The 20,037-nt window shown below is 62.3% G+C and carries 18 protein-coding genes; 3 read left to right on the top strand and 15 right to left on the bottom strand.

What is annotated here, in order from left to right:
* Positions 1-43: 43 nt before the first annotated feature.
* The 10 genes from ACW5W7_RS16530 to ACW5W7_RS16485 all read right to left on the bottom strand — a co-directional run bounded on the left by ACW5W7_RS16530 (position 44) and on the right by ACW5W7_RS16485 (position 8,527).
* Positions 44-2,002: an acyltransferase family protein gene (locus ACW5W7_RS16530; protein WP_456502406.1), complete on the bottom strand. Its 1,959-nt coding sequence runs from the start codon at positions 2,000-2,002 to the stop codon at positions 44-46.
* 137 nt (positions 2,003-2,139) lie between these two features.
* A complete protein-coding gene (locus ACW5W7_RS16525) occupies positions 2,140-2,601 on the bottom strand; it encodes a hypothetical protein (protein WP_456502405.1) in 462 nt (153 codons plus the stop codon).
* Between the two features lie 201 nt (positions 2,602-2,802).
* Complete coding sequence (locus ACW5W7_RS16520; RefSeq protein WP_456502404.1) at positions 2,803-3,015, bottom strand: hypothetical protein; 213 nt, start codon at positions 3,013-3,015, stop codon at positions 2,803-2,805.
* Between the two features lie 165 nt (positions 3,016-3,180).
* Positions 3,181-3,522 carry a DUF1294 domain-containing protein gene (locus ACW5W7_RS16515; protein WP_456502403.1) on the bottom strand — a complete coding sequence of 114 codons (342 nt, stop codon included), beginning with the start codon at positions 3,520-3,522 and terminating at the stop codon, positions 3,181-3,183.
* Complete coding sequence (locus ACW5W7_RS16510; RefSeq protein WP_456502402.1) at positions 3,519-4,106, bottom strand: sugar O-acetyltransferase; 588 nt, start codon at positions 4,104-4,106, stop codon at positions 3,519-3,521. Before ACW5W7_RS16510 ends, ACW5W7_RS16515 begins: the two co-directional genes overlap by 4 nt.
* Positions 4,107-4,307: 201 nt before the next feature.
* Complete coding sequence (locus ACW5W7_RS16505) at positions 4,308-5,144, bottom strand: transporter substrate-binding domain-containing protein (RefSeq protein WP_456502401.1); 837 nt, start codon at positions 5,142-5,144, stop codon at positions 4,308-4,310.
* A complete protein-coding gene (locus ACW5W7_RS16500; RefSeq protein ID WP_456502400.1) occupies positions 5,141-5,902 on the bottom strand; it encodes an amino acid ABC transporter ATP-binding protein in 762 nt (253 codons plus the stop codon). The genes ACW5W7_RS16505 and ACW5W7_RS16500 overlap by 4 nt, the downstream gene beginning before the upstream one ends.
* A complete protein-coding gene (locus tag ACW5W7_RS16495; RefSeq protein WP_434668318.1) occupies positions 5,899-6,561 on the bottom strand; it encodes an ABC transporter permease subunit in 663 nt (220 codons plus the stop codon). Before ACW5W7_RS16495 ends, ACW5W7_RS16500 begins: the two co-directional genes overlap by 4 nt.
* A 92-nt stretch (positions 6,562-6,653) precedes the next feature.
* A complete protein-coding gene (locus ACW5W7_RS16490; RefSeq protein WP_456502399.1) occupies positions 6,654-7,319 on the bottom strand; it encodes an amino acid ABC transporter permease in 666 nt (221 codons plus the stop codon).
* Positions 7,316-8,527 carry a threonine synthase gene (locus ACW5W7_RS16485; RefSeq protein WP_456502398.1) on the bottom strand — a complete coding sequence of 404 codons (1,212 nt, stop codon included), beginning with the start codon at positions 8,525-8,527 and terminating at the stop codon, positions 7,316-7,318. The genes ACW5W7_RS16490 and ACW5W7_RS16485 overlap by 4 nt, the downstream gene beginning before the upstream one ends.
* Before the next feature lie 214 nt (positions 8,528-8,741).
* On the opposite strand from ACW5W7_RS16485, the gene ACW5W7_RS16480 reads away from it, so the two are divergent.
* Both ACW5W7_RS16480 and ACW5W7_RS16475 read left to right on the top strand, forming a co-directional pair.
* Positions 8,742-10,895, top strand: a complete 2,154-nt coding sequence (locus tag ACW5W7_RS16480; RefSeq protein ID WP_456502397.1) for a prolyl oligopeptidase family serine peptidase — start codon at positions 8,742-8,744, stop codon at positions 10,893-10,895.
* Between the two features lie 197 nt (positions 10,896-11,092).
* On the top strand, positions 11,093-13,225 hold the full coding sequence (locus ACW5W7_RS16475; RefSeq protein WP_456502422.1) for an AsmA family protein: 2,133 nt from the start codon (positions 11,093-11,095) through the stop codon (positions 13,223-13,225).
* Between the two features lie 64 nt (positions 13,226-13,289).
* On the opposite strand, the gene ACW5W7_RS16470 is transcribed toward ACW5W7_RS16475, so the two are convergent.
* From ACW5W7_RS16470 to bufA2, 3 genes are all read right to left on the bottom strand, one after another.
* Positions 13,290-14,075, bottom strand: coding sequence for an HvfC/BufC family peptide modification chaperone (locus ACW5W7_RS16470; protein WP_456502396.1), 786 nt, complete (start codon positions 14,073-14,075; stop codon positions 13,290-13,292).
* The gene (bufB, locus tag ACW5W7_RS16465) at positions 14,059-14,937 is read right to left on the bottom strand and encodes an MNIO family bufferin maturase (RefSeq protein WP_456502395.1); all 879 of its coding nucleotides are present in this window, start codon (positions 14,935-14,937) and stop codon (positions 14,059-14,061) included. Before bufB ends, ACW5W7_RS16470 begins: the two co-directional genes overlap by 17 nt.
* A gap of 85 nt (positions 14,938-15,022) precedes the next feature.
* Positions 15,023-15,289 (bottom strand): BufA2 family periplasmic bufferin-type metallophore, encoded by a 267-nt coding sequence (gene bufA2, locus ACW5W7_RS16460; RefSeq protein ID WP_349920975.1) that lies wholly within the window; start codon positions 15,287-15,289, stop codon positions 15,023-15,025.
* Positions 15,290-15,654: 365 nt separating this feature from the next.
* On the opposite strand from bufA2, the gene ACW5W7_RS16455 reads away from it, so the two are divergent.
* Positions 15,655-16,389: an SDR family oxidoreductase gene (locus ACW5W7_RS16455; RefSeq protein WP_456502394.1), complete on the top strand. Its 735-nt coding sequence runs from the start codon at positions 15,655-15,657 to the stop codon at positions 16,387-16,389.
* 75 nt (positions 16,390-16,464) lie between these two features.
* Here the strand turns inward: ACW5W7_RS16455 and glnE are convergent, their stop codons facing one another.
* Complete coding sequence (gene glnE, locus ACW5W7_RS16450; protein ID WP_456502393.1) at positions 16,465-19,347, bottom strand: bifunctional [glutamate--ammonia ligase]-adenylyl-L-tyrosine phosphorylase/[glutamate--ammonia-ligase] adenylyltransferase; 2,883 nt, start codon at positions 19,345-19,347, stop codon at positions 16,465-16,467.
* 193 nt (positions 19,348-19,540) lie between these two features.
* Positions 19,541-19,984 carry a GNAT family N-acetyltransferase gene (locus ACW5W7_RS16445; protein ID WP_456502392.1) on the bottom strand — a complete coding sequence of 148 codons (444 nt, stop codon included), beginning with the start codon at positions 19,982-19,984 and terminating at the stop codon, positions 19,541-19,543.
* Positions 19,985-20,037: the final 53 nt, after the last annotated feature.

Here is a 20,037-nt window from a genome sequence, read left to right as displayed (position 1 = left end):
AGAAATAAATGGCAGCCTTACTGGCTGCCATTTATTTAGAAAATCATTGTAGATATATTCTCAATGTCGGATCTTTTAGCAGGATTTCCTTCACAACAAAAGTCGATCCAGACATAGATAAGTGGCCATAGTCCCATACCAACGGGGTATTTGTATCATCTACCTTGGCAAGGCACTTTCCATCCTCACAGAGGTGGTCAAGTAAAGATATATAGTTGGCTGACGTATGTTTTTGCATCATGTATTTCATTCTCCGGTCACTAGTGAATAGGGACTGTTCAAATGAGTTGTCGTTGAATCTGACCTCATCTGTTGCAAAATGTCTAAGGGCAATCGTTCTAGGTAACGATGGCTGCCACTGTGGAACAGGCCCCAAGATAACAATATGTTTTATGCCAATATTGTTAAGGTGTTCAATGATATCCTTGTAATTGTTCTTATCATGGTCGCCTTTTTGAACCATGATGACCACTTCAGGTTTTAAACGAGCTATTTCATGCAAGGCAAACTCATTGGAACGGTCACATGCCAGTTTGAATTCACCCTTAGTAGCTGTGTCGCCACCTAAATGTGGCTGACATGCTGATGTTGCAACTTGGTATAATGATGTGTCTTTTTTAAGATGCTGCCTAAGACCATAGGATAGAGCTTGTGCATGTGAGTCTCCCCAAAGAAATATTCCACGCATATCCTCTTGTTTCTGGGTACAGGAGGTTGCTATTTCGCCATGCTTGGCAATGTATTTTTCATCATCAAAAAAGTCACATTCCAATCTATATTCTGCTCTGGTGGCGGGGGTTAAATAATTATCTCTGGAATATTTATCCATATACTCTGAAGATAATGATGAAGCGCCCGGTCGCCACGGGTAATTGGTACCTTTGGTTGTAATGATACCATATGATGTAACGAGTATGAGCATTGCAGGGGCACCGACAAGAATCGGTTCTTTATATTTACTTAATTTGCTCAAGCTTATCCTGCTTGGGTTTTCAACAAATCGGAATGAACACTCACCAAGTATAATTGAGAGTGAAATCCCCAAGATTGTTAAAGTAATGTTGTTCGTTTCCCCAAGATAATTCAATATGACGACCAATGGCCAATGCCATAAATAAATAGAATAGGAGCTTGCCCCAAGATGTCTGGCGATGAAATTGCTAGTGAACAACGACTGTTGTCTGCCTGCTGCTAGTATTAACATGGCTCCTGCAGTTGGTAGCAGTGCATAAACCCCCGGCCATCCCATCGTGGCATCAAAGAATGCAATGGCACACACTATCATGAGCATGCCAACAACTTCCATGATCTTTGCCGGCTGCGCAGGAATGACCCTTGATTTTAGAGCCCACCATATGAATCCTCCCGCCAGCATTTCCCATGCTCTGGTTGGTAGTAGATAAAATGCAGCACTTGGCCAGCGTTGTGTTGTATAAATGGAAAGTGCAAAAGAAGATAGGCCTATGATGGCCAAGGCTATTTTTACCCCTCGCTTTCCGAATAAACGCCACGCCAATATTATACCCAATGGTAATAGTATATAAAATTGCCACTCTACGGATAACGACCAGGTATGCAACAGCCATTTTTCATGTGACGCAGCATCAAAATAACCTGCTTCACGCCAAAACTGCATATTTGATAGAAACGCAGTGGCTGCTGCAGTATGGGTTGCCAACATATTGTAGTCAGCACTTGGTAACCAGAACCAACCAATTAACAGTAGAGATGCACATAGTACCAACAAGGCTGGAATTATTCTTCTGGCTCGGGCAAGGTAGAACGCCCAAAGAGAGAATTGGCCACGTTCTACTCCGGAAATAATAATCCGAGTCATCAGAAAACCGGATATGACGAAAAAAACATCAACACCAACAAACCCTCCGGAAAAACCGGGTATACCAAAATGGTACAGCACAACCGCTATGACAGCCCATGCTCTCAGGCCATTAATATCCTGCCGAAACGCTTTTGGCTGGACAGGAACAGAAGGTGTGAACATCGCTCAAGACTCGAATTAACGCGGAGTTCCGCAAGTATGAAAAGTCTGCACTATACCACAGACCCTTCTGTTGTCTTCAGCCGCCTGAACGAAAGATAATCATCTTGTTAAACAAGGTTGTTGTCGTAAATTTTTTCTCACGCACTGGCATTGAGCAGCTTGCCGACGCCTTCCCCCTTGCCGTTGGGCAGGGTCTGTTTGAAGACGTAGAGCAGCTGATCGAGGTTGAGGTCGCTGTTGCCAAGGGTGCCCTTGAGGGTGTCGAGCTCGCTCTGCAGCGCGTCGAGGCGAGTGCTCTGGGTGCCGTCAGCCAGCTGGGTGCGGGCGGCGTCGATGGCCTGGGGCAGGGACTGGCCCGAGAACTCCTGGCCTAGGGTCTGCATCAGCGCCCCCATGAAGTGGTTGATGGCGGGGCGGTTCTGCTCGCTGTTGGCATCCTTGACTCCCAGCCGCTGGAACAGGCTCTGCACCGTGGGGGGGAGCCGCTCTTCCTGCACGGGGGGCTCGGCCTTGGCCTGTGGCGTGCCATCGCTGAGTAGCTTGCTGCCGAGCTTGAGGGCAAGGGAGGCGAGGGGAAGCAGGGTGCTGATGGCGATCATGATGTCACTCTCCGTACGACTGATGTCATGACGGAGCAGGGAATGGGCCAGCTTGGCGAAAATTCAGCCTGAAAATGGCAGGGGGCTGATCCCGCTGTGAATTTAGTTTTTGCCTGGCAGGAGGCGGGTGAGCGTGGGGGGGGGCGGGGGGGACACCCAGCCCGCCCGGGGGCTGGCCGGTTTGCCGCCCGGCTTGCCGGATCAGAGCTCCTTGAACGGACGGCGCTTCTCCTCCTCGATCACGATGGCCTCCAGGTTGGCGATGCGCTCACTCAGCTCCTTGATGATCATGTCCTGCTTGCCGAGGCGGTCGGTGATGCGACCATCCCCCAGCTTGTAGCGGGCGCGCTTGCCGAGATAGCCAAACAGCAGGCTGAGAAAGACGATCAGGACTATGCCTGTCCACATGGTCATGGGGGACTCCTTGCTGTGAGAGAGCGGGAAAGCTGTCTTGCTGGATATGGTTGTCTCACACCCGATGCAGGGCGGCAATGACCGTCTGCAAGAAAGCCGACGGGCTGCTCATCGCCGGGACAAGACTCACCTTTTCAGACCTCTTCACCTGTAGCTGATGTCGGTTCAGGCCCCTTGCCAGAGTGGTCTGCTGACCCAAAGCCCCCACAGGGTCAGGTGCAGCAGAACGATCAGCCAGAACACCCGCCGGTAGCTTCCCTTCTGGGTCTTGTGGCGCAGCCAGTGGCGGGCGAGCAGGGCGCCGGGCCAGCCACCGAGCAGTTCCAGCAGATGCAGACGGGCTTCCGGCACGCGCCAGCCGCCACGCACCGCCTGGCGCTTGTCGTGGGCGTAGGCCAGGGCCGTCAGCAGGCTCATGGTAATGATGAGGGCGAGCGGCCACCAGTTGGCGTCCATCATGCCGAGCCAGGTGCCCCAGCAGAGGGGCAGGAGGGCGAGCCAGATCATGATGTCAGTTCCGGATCCCTCGGCTCGTCCGGGTTCAAGGTGCGAATGACTTTGGCCGGGTTGCCGACGGCGAGGGAATCCGCCGGGATGTCGCGGGTGACCACGGCGCCGGCCCCTATGATGGATCTCGGCCCTATGGTGACGCCGGGGCAGATGATGGCACCACCGCCAACCCAGCAGTCATCGCCGATGCGTACCGGTTTGTTGTAGGCGGTCCAGCTGCGGCGCTCCAGGTGGTTCAGGCTGTGGGTCGCGGTGTAGATCTGCACATTGGGGGCCAGCAAGACGTTGTTGCCGATGTGCACCTCGCCCACGTCGAGGATGGTGACGTTGAAGTTGAAGAAGGTCTTCTCGCCGATATGGATGTTGCGGCCAAACTCGCAGGTGAAGGGGGTGCTTATCCAGCAGGAATCTGGGCAGTGGCCGAACAGCTCACCACACAGGCGCTGGCGCAGGGGATGATCCCCGGATGCCGAGGCATTGAGCTGCGCCAAGAGCGCCTGGCCGCGAATGCGATCGCCCGCTATCTCCTCGGTCTGGGTGAGGGGGCCACCCGCCAGAATGTCGTCCCAATCGCTTGCCATGCTCTTATCTCCTCATGTGCCAAGAGGCGCCAGTATACGCAAGTTGCCAGGAGGCGTCAGGGGGCTCGCCCGGGCTTGAGGGACTCGCTCACAAAAAAAGGCGCCACCGGAGGGGGGCGCCTGCAAAGCCAAACCTTGCGGTTTGAGGACCAACGGAACCAAGGATCACACACACTCAGCACTGCTTCGGGATGGCGGGGATCAACCCTGCCACTTGCCTCCTTCCACTATCACGTCGTTGGGATCGGTATCGGCGCTCAGGCGATCGCGCACGTACTGGTCATAGAGTTTGAGCAGGTATTTCTCCTCCCCCAGCTTGGCGAGGCGATCGTTCACCCAGTCACGCAGCTCGACGTTACCCTTCTTCACCGCCGGCGCTATGGGGTCTTCCGAGCCCAGCTTCTCGGGCAGTACCCGATAACCCGGGTTCTCCTTGGCCCAGCTGAACAACACCAGGTTGTCCTGGGCGTAGGCGTCACCACGACCCTGGGCCAGGGCCTGCAGGGATTCGGAGTTCTTCTCGAACTTGATCACCTTCCAGTCCGGGTGATTGCGGGTCAGCCAGATATCGGCGGTGGTGCCGGTGGTGACGATCAGGGTCTTGTCCGCCAGATCATCCAGCCCCTTGGCGGCGCTCTTTTCGGGTACCAGCACCTGTACCGCGACCTTGAGGTTCGGGTTGGTGAAGTCCACCACCTCGCGTCGCTCCGGGGTCACCGTCATGTTGGCGAGGATGAGATCCACCTTGTCACTCTGCAGGAAGGGGATGCGGCTGGCGGGTTCCACCGCCACGAATTCGACCTTGTTTTCGTCCCCCAAGAGATCCTTGGCGAAACGGCGGCCGAGATCGGTATCGAAGCCGACGTAGTTGCCCTTCTCGTCCACATACCCGAAGGGGGGCTTGTCGGTGAAGACCCCGACGATGAGTTTGTCGCGGGCCTTGATCTTGTCGAGGGAACCGTCCGCCGCCTGGGCGCCGCCGCTGGCGATCCCGAGCCCAATGAGGGCGCTGAACAGAACAGAGGTGATTTTTTTCATGCTGACTCCTTTCGCTTGATGACATGGGTATAAGAAAACTTGTCGAGGAACTGGCGGGCACGCTGGCTCCTCGGATTCTCGAAGAATTGCTGGGGGGCGGCCTGCTCCAGGATGTGGCCGCCGTCCATGAAGACGATGCGATCCGCCACCGCCCGGGCGAACGCCAGCTCGTGGGTGACGATGAGCAGGGTCATGCCGCTGCCGGCGAGATCCCGGATGACCGTCAGCACCTCCTGCACCATCTCGGGATCCAGGGCGGCGGTGACCTCGTCGAACAGCATCACCTGGGGGTTCATGCACAGGGCCCGCACGATCGCGATGCGCTGCTGCTGGCCGCCGGAGAGCTCGCGCGGATAGGCGTGGCGCTTCTCCCACAGGCCCACCCGGTTCAGCAGTTGCTCCACCTGCAGCAGGGCCTCGGCCCGTTCCCGCTTCTGCACCCGGAGGGGCCCGAGCAATACGTTCTCCTGCACGGTCAGGTTGGGGAAGAGGTGATAGCTCTGGAACACCATGCCGATGCGCTGGCGCAGCCGCTGCCAGTCGGTGCGGGTATCGAGAGCCTCGCCGTCGAAGCGGATCTCGCCGCTCACGATGGACTCGAGACCGTTGAGGGTGCGCAGCAGGGTGCTCTTGCCGCAGCCGCTCGGCCCTAGGATGACGATCACCTCGCCGGGGTTCACGGTGAGGCTGACCCCGTCCAGCACCCGGTGCTGGCCAAATTGTTTGCTGATGGCATTGAGTTCAAGCAGAGGTGTCATACCGCATTACCCCATTTTTGCTCCAGCCGGCGCGAGGCGAGCGAGAGCGGATAGCAGACCAGGAAGAAGAACAGGAACAGCAGGCCGTAGATGAGCACGGAGGCATAGGTGCGCTCGATGATCTGCTGGCCCACCTTGATCACCTCCACCACCCCGATCAGCACCGCCAGGGAGCTGGTCTTGATGATGCGGGTGTGAATGTTGATGGTCGGCGGCGTCAGCCGTTGCAATGCCTGGGGCAGCAAAACGTAGCGATAGAGCTGCCAGCGGGAGAGGCCGAGGGCCAGTCCGGCCTCCTGCTGACCACGGGCCAGAGATCTCAGACCGCCGCGCACCACTTCCCCCACTTCGCTCGCCCCCCAGAGGGAGAGCACCAGCACGGCGCACCAGAAGGCCGGGATATCGAGGCCGAAGACGATGGGCAGCCCGAAGAAGAACAGATAGAGCCACACCAGCACGGGCACCACCCGAAATAGCTCCAGATAGACCCTCAGTATCCCCTGGGTCAGCCGCCCGCCCTGCTGGGCCAGCACGCCGTAACCCAGACCCCCCAGGGTGGCGAACAGGATGGCGAGCAACGAGATGGCGAGGGTCTGGCCCGCACCGACGATAAGCAGAGGCAGGGCCTGGCCCAGCAACTCAGAAACCGGAGTGGTCATAGTCATCCCTCCCTTCCAATGCATGCAGGGCAGGTGACGGCAGCGGCAGAAAGATCCGTGCCCACATAGGGTTCCGCGACTGTACCAGCGACTCAGTGACCGAACTGGCCATGTTGCAGCCTCCTTTCCAATGTGCGCAGAAGCAGTGAAAGCGGCAGGAAGATCAGCACGCACATCAATGTCAGCACCGCCAGCATCTCGTAGGTCTTGTAGTAGAGGGCGATGTAGTTCTTGGTGGTGTAGAGCAGCTCGGGCACCGCCACCGCCGAGGCCACGGTCGTCTCTTTGAGCAGGAAGATGAAGTTGGCAAAGAGCGCCGGCAGGCTGGCGAGCCAGGCCTGGGGCAGCTGCACGTGGCGCAGCAGTTGCCAGCGGGAGAGGCCGATGGCCTGGCCCGCCTCCAGCTGACTCGGGGGCACCGCCTGCACCCCGGCTCGCAGCGCCTCCGTGAGGTAGCCACCGCCCAAGAAGGTCATGGCGATCACCGCCGTGGTGAAGCCGGAGAGGGAGAGCCCGAGCGCAGGCAGCCCGAAGTAGAGAAAGAACAGCTGGATCAGCAGCGGCGTGTTGCGGGCCAGCTCCACATAGCCGCGGATCACCCCGTTCAGCCAGGGTTTGTGCAGGCCGAGCAGCGCCACGTTGATCAGGGCCACCGCGAGGGCGGTGACGATGACGATGGCGCCGAGCTGCAAGGTGACCCAGACCGATTTGCCAAAGGCGGGCAGGGTGGCGACGACAAAGGCCCAGTCGAAGGTCATGCGGGGATCCTCCCGTCACGGCGCAGCCGCTGGGGCACCACGGTAATGGCGTCCGGGTACTTGATGCCGGCACCGGTGTTGAGCACCACCACCCGCTCCCCTCCTTTTATCCAGCCTGATTCCCGCAACTGGCGGGCGGCGGCGAAGGCGGCGGCCCCCTCCGGGCAGACGAAGCTCCCCTCCTGGGCGGCGAGCTGGCGGATCTCGCTCTGGATGGCCCTGTCGTCCACCGCGATGGCGCAACCCTCGGTGCGATAGAGGGCGTCGAGCACCAGGAAGTCCCCCAGCGCCTTGGGCACATTGATGCCAAAGGCCAGGGTCTGGGAGTCGGGCCAGAAGGTCGATTCTGACGCTCCCTGCTGCCAGGCCTGGACGATGGGGGCGCAACCGCTCGACTGCACCGCCACCAGCCGGGGTAGATCACCCGTTACCCAGCCCAGCTCCTGCAATTCCCGCAGCGCCTTGTAGATGCCGATGAGGCCGACACCGCCACCGGTGGGATAGAGGATGACATCCGGCAGGGTCCAGCCGAGCTGCTCGGCGATCTCCAGTCCCATGGTCTTCTTGCCCTCGATGCGATAGGGCTCCTTCAGGGTGGAGGCGTCGAACAAGGACTGTTCCGCCACCGCCTGGGCCACCTGGCGGCCGGCGTCGCTGATGAGGCCATCCACCAGATAGAGGCGGGCACCGGCCAGCGAGGTCTCCAGCCTGGTAATGGCGGGGGCCGCCTGGGGCATGACGATGGTGCTGCGCAGGCCGGCGCGGGCACCGTACAGGGCCCAGGCCGCGCCGGCGTTGCCGTTGGTGGGCATGGCGAAATGGGCGATGCCGAGCTCGCGGGCACGGGAGAGGCCGACCGCGGCGCCGCGGGCCTTGAAGGAGCCGGTGGGGATGATGCTCTCATCCTTCATCCAGAGATCCGGGATGCCGATTTGCTTGCCGAGGGTCGGCAGGGGCAGCAGAGGAGTGAAGCCCTCCCCCAGGGTCACTACCTGGGCGGGATCGCGCACCGGCAGCAGCTCGTGGTAGCGCCACAGGCTGGCGGGGCGGCCGAGCAGGGCGGCCGGGTGCCAGGCCTTTTTCAGGGCATCGAGATCGTAGCTGGCGAGCAGCGGGGCCCCGACCCGGCTCAGTTGCTGGGGCTGGTCGGCATCATGGATTTCGCCTGTCTTGCTGCAACGCAGATGTGAGAGATAGCTGTAGGGCATGGATTATCCTGAGCGGGTCGTCTGACGTGGTCTGTTATGCCATCCTGTGACCCAAGTGCCGGATAACAAACAAAATAAAGCGGCAAACCTAAGTGAAAAGATGGCTATGAGGCGCGCCGAACTGGCACGGCCGTTATACGGGTCTGGGGGGTTGGGGCTGCCGCCACTCTTTGCTAACCTGCCTGTTTCATTCGAACAGCAGGGAGTTGCCTCGATGCGATCCATCGTCAGTCTGCTGGCCCTGTCACTGCTCGCCGGTTGCAGTGGCCAGTCTGACCCCACTCAAGAGGATGCCATGTCAGGGAAAGCGCGCCTTCACTACCCCGTCACCCGCCAGATCGATCAGGTGGATCACTATTTCGGTCAGGCCGTGGCCGACCCCTACCGCTGGCTGGAGGATGACCGCAGTCCCGAGACCGAGGCCTGGGTCAAGGCCCAGAACGCGGTGACTCAGGACTATCTGGCCCGGATCCCGTTTCGGGAGGCGATAAAGAACAAGCTCGCCGCCTCCTGGAACTATGCCAAGGAGGGGGCGCCGTTTCGTGAGGGGCGCTACCACTACTTCTTCAAGAACGATGGCCTGCAGAACCAGAACGTCTTGTGGCGCCAGGCACCGGGCAAGCCCGCCGAGGTATTCCTCGATCCCAATACCCTCAGCACCGATGGCACCACGGCGCTGGATCAGCTGAGCTTCTCCCGGGACGGCAAGCGGCTGGCCTACTCCCTGTCGCTCGCCGGCAGCGACTGGCGCGAGATCCACCTGATGGACGTGGAGAGCAAGCAGCCCCTGGAGGCACCCCTCAAGGACGTGAAGTTCAGCGGCATCAGCTGGCTTGGCAACGAGGGCTTCTTCTATTCGAGCTATGACAAGCCGGACGGCAGCGAGCTGTCGGCCAAGACGGATCAGCACAAGGTCTACTTCCACCGCCTCGGCACGGCCCAGGAAGATGACAGGCTGGTGTTTGGCGCCATCCCGGCCCAGAAGCACCGCTACGTGGGGGCCAGCGTCACCGAGGATGACCGTTACCTGCTCATCTCGGCGGCGAACTCCACCTCGGGCAATCGCCTCTATGTGAAGGATCTGACCCAGGACAATGCCCCGCTCCTGACCGTGCAGGGGGAGTTGGATGCGGATGTGAGCCTGGTGGACAACAAAGGCAGCACGCTTTATCTGCAGACCAATCGCGGCGCCCCCAATGGCCGGCTGGTGACGGTGGATGCGAGCAACCCGGGCCCCCAACAGTGGCGTGACCTCATCGCCGAGCGACCCCAGGTGCTGTCGGTGCACAGCGGCGCCGGCTATCTCTTTGCGGAATATATGGTGGATGCCACCGCCAGAGTCGAGCAGTTCGACTATGACGGCAACAAGGTGCGGGACATTGCACTGCCTGGCCCCGGCAGCGTCAGCGGTTTCAACGGCAAGCACGATGACCCGGAGATCTACTTCGGCTTCGAGAACTATGCCCAGCCGCCGACCCTCTACCGGCTGACTCCCAAGAGCGGTGAGATCAGCCTCTACCGCGCCTCGGCGGCACCGTTCAATCCCGCGGATTACGTCTCCGAGCAGCGCTTCTACCAGAGCAAGGATGGCACCCGGGTGCCGCTCATCATCAGTTACCGCAAGGGGCTCAAACTCGACGGCAGCAACCCCGCCATCCTCTATGGCTACGGCGGTTTCGATGTGAGCCTGACCCCGAGCTTCAGCGTCTCGGTGGCGAACTGGCTGGATCTGGGGGGCGTCTACGCGGTGGCGAACCTGCGCGGTGGCGGCGAGTACGGTCAGGCCTGGCATCTGGCGGGCACCCAGATGAACAAGCAGAACGTGTTCGACGACTTCATCGCGGCGGCCGAATACCTGAAGGCCGAGGGCTACACCAGTACCGACAAGCTGGCGGTGCGTGGCGGCTCCAACGGTGGCCTGCTGGTGGGCGCCGTCATGACCCAGCGCCCGGATCTGATGCGGGTCGCCCTGCCGGCGGTGGGGGTGCTCGACATGCTGCGCTACCACACCTTCACCGCCGGGGCGGGTTGGGCCTATGACTACGGCACCAGCGCCGACAGCGAGGCCATGTTCACGTACCTGAAGGGCTACTCCCCCCTGCACAATCTGCGCAAGGGGGTGAGCTATCCCTCGACCCTGGTGACCACGGCGGATCACGACGATCGTGTGGTACCGGCCCACTCCTTCAAGTTCGCCGCCACCTTGCAGGCAGACAACGAGGGCCCTCATCCCCAGCTCATCCGCATCGAGACCAATGCGGGGCACGGGGCGGGCACGCCGGTCACCAAGCTCATCGAGCAGAGCGCGGATCTCTATGCCTTCACCCTCTATGAGATGGGTTACCGGCAACTGCCGTTGCAACCCTGAGCAGGATGAGAGGGCGGGCATCCACCACGCCGACCATGACCAAGGGCCCTGCGGGGCCCTTTTCGTTGCGTGGGCTCCACCAAGCGGGCGGGCGCGACCATCCCTGTCTCGCCATTTGCCGGTTTTGGTTCCGCCTTGCCCTCTGTTATCCCCCCGATGGTATAGTCGGCGACAGGATCTGCATTGAGGACATCATGGTGAAGAAGATCATCTACATAGTGCTGGGGTTGGCGCTGGCCGCCCTGGTGGCCATCGTCGCCCTGGTCAGCCTGATCGACCCGAACCAGTTCAAGCCCCAGCTGGCCGAACAGGTACGCAAGAACACGGGCCGCGAACTGGTGATGGAAGGGGACATCGGCTGGCGCTTCTGGCCAAGTTTGGGGCTCAGCTTCGAGCGGGTGGCCCTGCGCAATCCCGCCGGTTTTGCCGAGCCGGATCTGGTGCGGGTGGCGCAGGGAGAAGCCTCGGTCGCCCTGCTGCCTCTGCTCTCCCATCGGCTCGACATCGGTGAGGTGACGCTCAATGGTGCCCACCTCTTCATCCAGACCAAGGCTGACGGCAGCAGCAACCTGACGGATCTGGTCAAGGATGAACGCAAAGCAGCGCCGGCAAACGAGGCGGCCTCCGCCAGCCCTGCCGATGCCGCCACCCCCTGGCAGGTCTCCCTCAAGGGGGTCTCCCTCGAACAGGCCAGCGCCCTGGTTCAGGATGATCGCAACGGCCTCGTCTCCCGTCTGGAACGGCTGGATCTCACCCTGGGTCAGCTGACCCTGGGGCAATGGGTACCGGTGACCCTGGCCGCCAAGGGCGCGCGCGGTGATCTGGTCTTCGACATCAAGGGACAGGCCGAGATCAAGCTGGCGCAGGATGAGAAGGAGAGCGAACTCAAGGGGTTGGCGCTGAGCGGCAGCCTGGGGGCTCCCGGTCAGCGGCTCGATGCCTTCAATCTCAAGGCCGACAGAGTGGCACTGGGTGAGTGGAGCAGTCTGACCCTGAGCCTGAACGGCGCCCAGGGAGAGGCGGCCAAGCCAACGCTGGCAGGCTCTCTCGAGGGGACCCTCAAGGCGAAGGTCGACCAGAGCCTCCAGCTGGTGGAGGTGTCGGATGCGGTGTTGTCCGCCAAGCTGGACGGGGAGAGCCTGCCCCGTGCGCCTCTCTCTCTCAAGCTGGCTGGCTTTGCCCGCGCCGAGCTGGACAAGCAGACGGTGACCCTGAGCAACCTGGTGATGGGGGCCGATGATCTGCTGCTGAGCGGCAACGGGACGGTCAGGCTGGGGGCCGTGCCCAACGTCGATTTTGATCTCAAGGGCAACAAGCTGGATCTCGATGCCTGGCTGGGTCAGCCGCAGGGCACCAAACCGGCTGCGGCCTCTGCCGCTGCACCGGCGCCAGCTGCCAGCAGCGGGGCCGCCAAGGGAACCCTCTCCAGTGCAGAGCCTGATTTGAGTGCCCTCAAGAAGGTGGATCTGGCCGGTGAGCTGCAATTGGACGGTCTGAAGGTGAAAGGGCTGGATCTGAGCGCCGTCGATCTGCAACTGGCGCTCAATGGTGGTCAACTCACTCTCAAGCGCTTCGTCGCCGGAGTGGCCGGAGGCAAGGTCAGTGCAAAAGGGGTGGTCGATGCCCGTCAGCAACCCGCCAGCTACCGGGTACACAAGCAGATCCAGGGGGTGGAGATACGCCCGCTGCTGCAGACCCTGGCCCAGAATGACAAGCTGGAGGGCAAGGGGGATCTGGAGATCCAGGTGCAGGGGCGTGGCCTCTCCGAGCAGGCCCTGCGCAGCCAGATGCAGGGCACGGTGAGCCTGAAGCTGAGCGATGGTGCCTTGCATGGCATCAACCTGGCCCAGATGATCCGCGAGGCGCGGGCCACCCTGACCGGCAAGGGCGCCGAGCAGGTCAAGGAGGTGCGCAAGACCGACTTTAGCGACCTGAGCGCCCGCTTCCAGATAGCGAACGGCATCGCCAGCAGCAACGACATCCAGCTGGCCGCCCCGGCGCTGCGGGTGAAGGGGCAGGGGCAGACCGCCCTGGTGCCCGAGACCCTCGACTTCCTGTTCCTCACCTCGGTGGTGGAGAGCAGCAAGGGGCAGGGAGGCAAGACGGTGGATGAGCTCAAAGACATCACCATACCGGTGCGCATCGGCGGCCACTGGCAGGCGCCGAGCTACCAGCTCGATGTGAAGGCGCTGCTCAGCAACAACAAGGTACTGGAAGAGAAGGCCAGGAAAGAGGCCGAGCGGGGTCTCAAGAAACTGCTGGGAGACAAGGCCGACGACGAAGGGATCAAGGGTGCGGCGGATCAGCTGCTCAAGGGCTTGTTCAAGTAACCTCTTGTTTCATCTGACGATCACGAAAACGGGCCCAGTGGGCCCGTTTTTTTGTCTGCGCAGCTCAGTCCTGCCGATACCCGCCGATCAGCCCCTCGGCGAGCCAGAGCTGCAGGAAGCAACCCGCCCGAAAGGCGGCGACCTCCTCCCCCAGCCGCTCCCCAAGGTGGAGGCAGAGATCGGCAAAGGTCGCTATTCGGAACAGATCCTGCACCGCCGCCGCCTCATCGGGCTCCAGGCTGCGGTAGCGGCTGAGGCGCTCGCCGTCCCGCCAGATGAGGCAGAGGCTCGCCTGCTCCTGACGGCCAGGGGGGGGCGGGGCCTGCTCCGCCTTGAGCGCCTTCCACACCGCCAGGGTGTTGAAGTACTGGGGGTGCAGGTCGGCCGATGGTACCGGCACGAAACGCATGCCGGGCCAGGACTCGGCAGGCTGTTGCTGGATGTCGGTCAGGGTCAGGGGGACGGCATCGGCGGCGTCGAAGGCGGCTCGCAGCCGCCATTCGAACTCGGCGAGCTCCGCCACCTGGCGATGTTTGTCGAGGACCAGCTCGAGATAGTGGGGGAAGCCGGCACCGAGTGTGCGCAGGGTCCAGCTGTGGGGCGGATGCTGGGCCAGATAACCGAGGCAGCACTGCTCGAACAGGTCATCCCCCACATAGGCCCAGGTCTGTTCGAAGTCTTCTTGCAGGCACTCCAGCAACCGGCTCTGGTAGGCGTTGGCATAGATGTGCCAGCGCAGCGAGGTGGGCAGATGACCTTCGACCAGAGGGACGGGGGCGGATTCCGGCTGCTGCTGCAGGCCCTGCATGAAGGCCAGTTGCAGGGCTTGTAGTTCAGCGGGCGCCGGCATGGGGCACCTCGGCACGGGCTGATGCCGCCTGGCTGACAGCGGGCCAGTGGGGGGCGGCGATGGCTCTCGCCTGGTTCAGCTCCGCCACCAGATCACTGAAGGGGGGAATGTGATCGTCGCGCTCTATCATGGTGCTGACGGGGCCGAAGCGGCGCACCGCCCGATCGTAGAGGGCCCAGACCGGGTCGACGATGGGGTGGTCGTGAGTGTCTATCACGTAGTCCCCGTAATCGCTGTGACCGGCGAGGTGGAACTGCACCACGGCCTCGGTATCTATCTCGTCCAGATAGGCGTTGGCATCAAAGCCGTGGTTGCGGCTGCTCACATAGATGTTGTTGATGTCGAGCAGCAGTTTGCATCCGCTCTGGCGGCTGAGCTGGTTGAGAAAGTCCTGCTCCAGATACTCGTCCCCCGGGAAGGCGAGATAGGTGGAGGCGTTCTCCAGCACCAGGGGGCGACCGAGGTAGTTTTGCACCGCATCGATGCGATCGAGCAGATGGGTCAGCACGGCGTCCGTCAGGGGCAGGGGCAGCAGATCATGGCTACTCTGGCCGCCGACACCGGTCCAGCAGAGGTGATCCGACAGCCAGACGGGCTCCACGCTGCGCATCAGCTCCCGCAGGCGGGCGAGGTAATCCATGTCGAGGGGATCCGCCGAGCCGATGTTCATGGAGACCCCGTGCATGACGATGGGGTAGTCGGCGCGCACGCGATCGAGGTAGTGACGGGGCTTGCCCCCCGCCACCATGAAATTTTCGGACAGGATCTCGAACCAGTCGACGCCCTTGGCGCCATCCAGTACATCCTGAAAGTGAGGGGGTCTGAGGCCCAGACCAAAACCTAGCCAGGGAAAGTGATCCATCCAGACTCCTTGGGTGAAAAGGCCGTTAAAAAACAGGCCGGTAACCCTTTGCAGGGGCCGGCCATGGCAAGAGCGTGTGGTCAGCTTAGCGGACTTTCCCACCCTTGGCGTTGCACTCTTCCCGGGTCATGCTGAGGAAGCCCTGGCCCTTGCAGGATCCTTGCCCCTTGCAGCTGTTCTTGGCGGTCTTGCAATCGTTGTGGCCCTTGCAGCTGTTCACTCCCCAGCAGTGCACCTGGTCTTCACCGTGTTGCCCGGTATTGGCAGCCATGGCGGTGCCAGAGAGGGAGACGGCGGCCATGGCCAGTGCGGCGCCGGCCAGACAGTTGAGGGTTTTGCGGGTTGCGTGCATGTTGTTCTCCTTGGGTCATGCCGTCACTCTGCCCGTATTGGCCGAGTGTCCGTGTGACGTCATCTGGTGAGGCGCGGCCTCCGGTACTGTGTTTTGGAGGAGTGGCTCACTGACCTTTCATTACGATCCGGTTCTCATGCCTGGATCACAGGGGTCGCGATGACGACGCTCATTGAACAAGACCGTGACGAGCGTCATTTACATTCAGGCAACATGCATCTTTTTGAAAAAAATCGTGCAGGCCCCGCCAGTACTGGGCTGACGAGCAGCGCCGGATCCCCAGGAAGGGCGGTGTTTCCCTTGCCGCTACAGCTTCATGGAGTAGTATCACAGGTCGGATGGCCATCAATGAACAGGGAGGGGGAATGAGAGGCAAGGTATTGATCACCGGCGCGAGCCGGGGGATAGGGGCCGCGACGGCCCGCTATCTGGCGGAGCAGGGTTATGGGCTCTGCCTCAATTATCATCGCAATCGTGCCGCCGCCGAGGCGCTGGCGGCGGAGCTTGGTGAGCGTTGCGGCGTCCCCTGCATCGCCGTGCAGGCGGATGTCAGTCAGGAAGCCGAGGTGGTGCGGTTGTTCGAGGAGATGGACGCGCGGCTTGGTCCCCTCACCCATCTGGTGAACAACGCCGGCATCCTGCAGCCCCAGATGAAAGTGCTGGAGATGAGCGCCGAGCGCATCAACAAAACTCTGGGCACCAATGTGACCAGCTATTTCCTCTGTTGCCGGGAGGCGGTGCGCCGGATGACGGCCGGAGGATCCATCGTCAACGTCTCCTCCGCCGCCGCCCGTCTGGGCTCCGCCGGCGAGTATGTGGACTATGCCGCCTCCAAGGGGGCCATCGACGTGCTGACCCGGGGGCTGTCGCTGGAGGTGGCGGCACTGGGGATTCGGGTCAACGGGGTGCGGCCCGGGTTCATTTATACCGAGATGCACGCCGACGGTGGCGAACCCGGCCGCGTCGATCGCATCAAGGGAAATATTCCGCTGCAACGGGGTGGTCAGCCAGCAGAAGTTGCTGCAGCCATCACCTGGTTGTTGTCGGATGAGGCCTCTTACGCCACCGGCACCTTTATCGATGTGGCCGGTGGACGTTGAGTCGGCGGTCGCTTGCCGAGGATCGCAAAAGAGGGGGCGCCATGGCGCCCCCTCTTTACAGTGCAAACATGACGTTCACTCCCCCAGCAGTTGTTGCCAGACGGCCTCGACCAGGCTGCGTTCTGGCAGCAACTGGTCGTCACTGACCTTGCGGGAGATCTCCGAGAGGTTGAGGCGATGGCCGAGGTTGCGGATCTCCAGATAGGCGTGCTTGAGCCCCTCCGCCTGCTCCAGGGTCAGCACCCCCGCCATGACGCATTCGTCGAAGATGCGCACGTTATCGGACCAGCGGGTCAGGGCGTCCGGCTCGCCGCTGGCGTGGGCCAGTACCAGGTACTGGGCGATGAACTCGATGTCCACCATGCCGCCGGGGGATTGCTTGAGGTCGAATTCCCCCTCGCCGGCTTTCAGCAGGTGATCCCGCATCTTGTGGCGCATCTCGCGCACCTCCCTGGCCAGGGTGGGCAGATCCCGCTCCCTGGCGAGCACGGCCCGGCGGGTGCGGACGAATTCGGCGACCACGGCGTCATCCCCGTAGATGGGGCGGGCTCGCACCAGGGCCTGATGCTCCCAGGTCCAGGCCTCCTGCTGCTGGTACTGCTCGAAGGCGGTGAGGGAGGAGACCAGCAACCCCGAATCGCCGGACGGGCGCAGCCGCATGTCTATTTCGTAGAGGATGCCGGACGGGGTGCGGGTGCTGAACAGGTGCAGGATGCGCTGGGCCAGGCGCAGGTAGAACTGGCGGCTGTCGATGGGCTTGCGGCCATCGGTATAGCCGTTGGGGTCGCCGCCGTGCAGGAAGACGAGATCCAGATCCGAGCCATAGCCGAGCTCGATGCCGCCGAGCTTGCCGTACGCCACCACGGCGAAGCCGCGCCGGTCACTGGTGACCTCGGGGGGCACCCCGTAGCGCTCGCTCATCTGGACCCAGGCCTGATTGACCACCTCCTCGGTGATGGCCTCTGCCAGCCAGGTGAGGTGATCGCTCACCTTCATCAGCGGCAGGGCGCCGGCGATATCGGCCGCCACGATGCGCAAGAGTTGCACCTGCTTGAACTGGCGCAGGGCCTCCATCTGCTGCTCCACATCCTCCTCGGGAATGCGCAGCAGGAACTGGCGCAGCTGGGGCTTGTACTGATCCAGCGGGGTGGGGTGGTAGAGATGCTGGGGATCCAGCAGCTCGTCCAGCAGGATGGGGTAGCGGGCGAGCTGTTCGCTCACCAGGTGGCTGGCGTCGCACAGCCGCACCAGCTGGCGCAGGGCGGCGGGGTTTTCCGCCAGCAACTGTAGGTAGGCGCTGCGGGTGAAGATGCGGGTGAGCAGGGTGCAGACCCGCTCGAACAGGCGGGCGGGCTCCTGGCTCGCCACCACCAGCCGCAGCAGCTCCGGCATCAGCCAGTCCAGGGCGATCCGCCCCTGGGGGCCGACCTGGCGGCGTTTGTACTCCTCCTTGAAACGCAGCAGGGCGGCGCAGAGCGGGGTCGGCTCGCCGACTCCCTGGCCGGTCAGCAGGCTCGCCAGCTCGGTTGCGTCCAGCTCGGTGCGCCAGAGATCGAGCCAGAGCTGCTCCAGATGGGCGGGCGCCTCTTTTTCCTCCCCTACTACGGCGACGAACTCCAGGTGAACGGCGGCCATCTCCTCGTCCAGGTGCGCCATGAAGGCGGCCCAGTCATCAAACCCCAGAGAGGTGATCAGCCGCAGCCGATCCCGCTCCTCGGTGGGCAGGGTCTGGGTCTGTTGATCGCCAATCTCCTGCAGGATGTTCTCGACCCGGCGCAGGAAGCGATAGGCGCCGAGCAGGCGCTCGGTGCGCTCGGGCTCCAGGGCTCCCCCCTGGGCGATGGCAGCCAGCGCCTCGGGCAGGTGGCGCACCCGCAGGGCGGGCTCACGGCCGCCGCGGATGAGCTGCAACGCCTGGGCGATGAACTCCACCTCGCGAATGCCGCCGGCGCCGAGCTTGATGTTGCCCTCCAGCCCCTTGCGGCGCACCTCGGCGGCGATCATCGCCTTCATCTGGCGCAGGCCGTCGATGACCCCGAAGTCGATGTAGCGGCGGAACACGAAGGGGCGCAGCAGCTCGGTGAGGGCCTGGGCATGCTCGCATTGGGGCCCCAGCACCCGCGCCTTGACCATGGCGTAGCGTTCCCAGTTGCGGCCATGGTGCTGGTAGTAATCCTCCATGGCGGCAAAGGAGATGGCCAGCGGCCCCGCCTCGCCGAAGGGGCGCAGCCGCATGTCGACCCGAAACACCTGGCCGTCCTGGGTCGGCTGGTGCAGAGCGTTGATGAGGCGCTGGCCGAGCTTGATGAAGAATGGCTGGTTGGCGAGTTCCCGCCGTCCGCCGACCGTGTAGCCGTTCTCCGGGAAGGTAAAGATCAGGTCGATGTCGGAGCTGAAGTTCAGCTCGCCGCCGCCGAGCTTGCCCATGCCGAGGATGAGCAGGGGCTGGGGATCCCCGTTGCCATCCACCGGGGTGCCGAGCTCGCTGCACTGCTTGGCATAGAGCCAGTCGCGGGCCGAGCAGATGAGGGCATCCGCCAGCTTGGTCAGATGGACGAAGCTCTCCTCCACCGCCGCCAGCCCCAGCAGCTCGCGCCAGGCGATCACCAGCATGCGGCTGCGCCTGAACTGGCGTAGCACCCGTTTGAGCGCCTCCTCGTCCTGGATCTCGGCGAGCAGGGCGGCGAGATCCCCCTCGTAGGCGGGCCAGCGTTCGGCCTTGGCAAGATCGCCGCTCTCCAGGGTCTCTTTTAGCAGACTCGGCTGCTGGATAAGGGAATCGGCGATGAAATCCGAGAGTCCAAGCAAGACAAGCAGTGTTTGCTGCTGCCCGGCGGGCAGCTCCCCGTAGGCCGGAACCAGGGCGAGCAGCCGCTGCCACTGGCGGCTGGCCTGCTCGTGCAGCAGGGGCGGGAGAGAGGGGAGAGACGCGGGAGAGAGAGAATCATGCTGAGCCACGGTTGCCGTCCTTGTGATTAACGGGTCTGCGAAGAAAAGGGAAACGCCGGCAGCCAATCTATCATCGCCGCGGGGCTCGGCACAGTGGGACGGGCGATCGGCGTGCCGGCGATCCCATCCGGTGCCGCGTGACGTGCGCTCACCGGTCGGGGGCAAGAGATGTTGACCGGCAAGAAACCGCAGCCCGCGCGGCTCAGGGGCGCTGGTAGATGTCGGGGTCGTATTGCTCCATCAGGCTCTCTGGCCGGGCAGGCGCGGCGAAGCCGAAGCCGGCGTAGAGTCCGTGGGCATCGGCGGTGGCCAGCATGAGACGGCGCAGCCCCTGCAACTCGGGATGGGCGAGGATGGCGGCGATCAGCGTCTTGCTGTGGCCCTGACCGCGATGGGCCGGCAGCACGAACACGTCAGAGATATAGCCGAAGGTGGCCCGATCCGTGATCACCCGGGCGAAGGCGACCTGCTGACCATCCAGGTAGCCGCCGAAGCAGAGGGAATGGTTGATGGCCCGCTGCACGGTGGCAAACGGAATGCCGGGGCTCCAGTAAGCCTCTTCGGACAGGAAGCGGTGGATCAGCGGCACGTCGAGCCGCCCCTTGTCGTCGCTGATCTCCAGTCTGGTCTTGTCGCAGAGTTGCATCCTGGCTCCTTGCCGTGGCGTTCAAAAAAGAAGGCTCCTTGCGGAGCCTCTCA

The sequence above is a fragment of the Aeromonas intestinalis genome, from assembly GCF_054052485.1.
The sequence above is the reverse complement of the archived record's forward strand: the minus strand, read 5'-3'. Positions and strand labels throughout refer to the sequence as shown.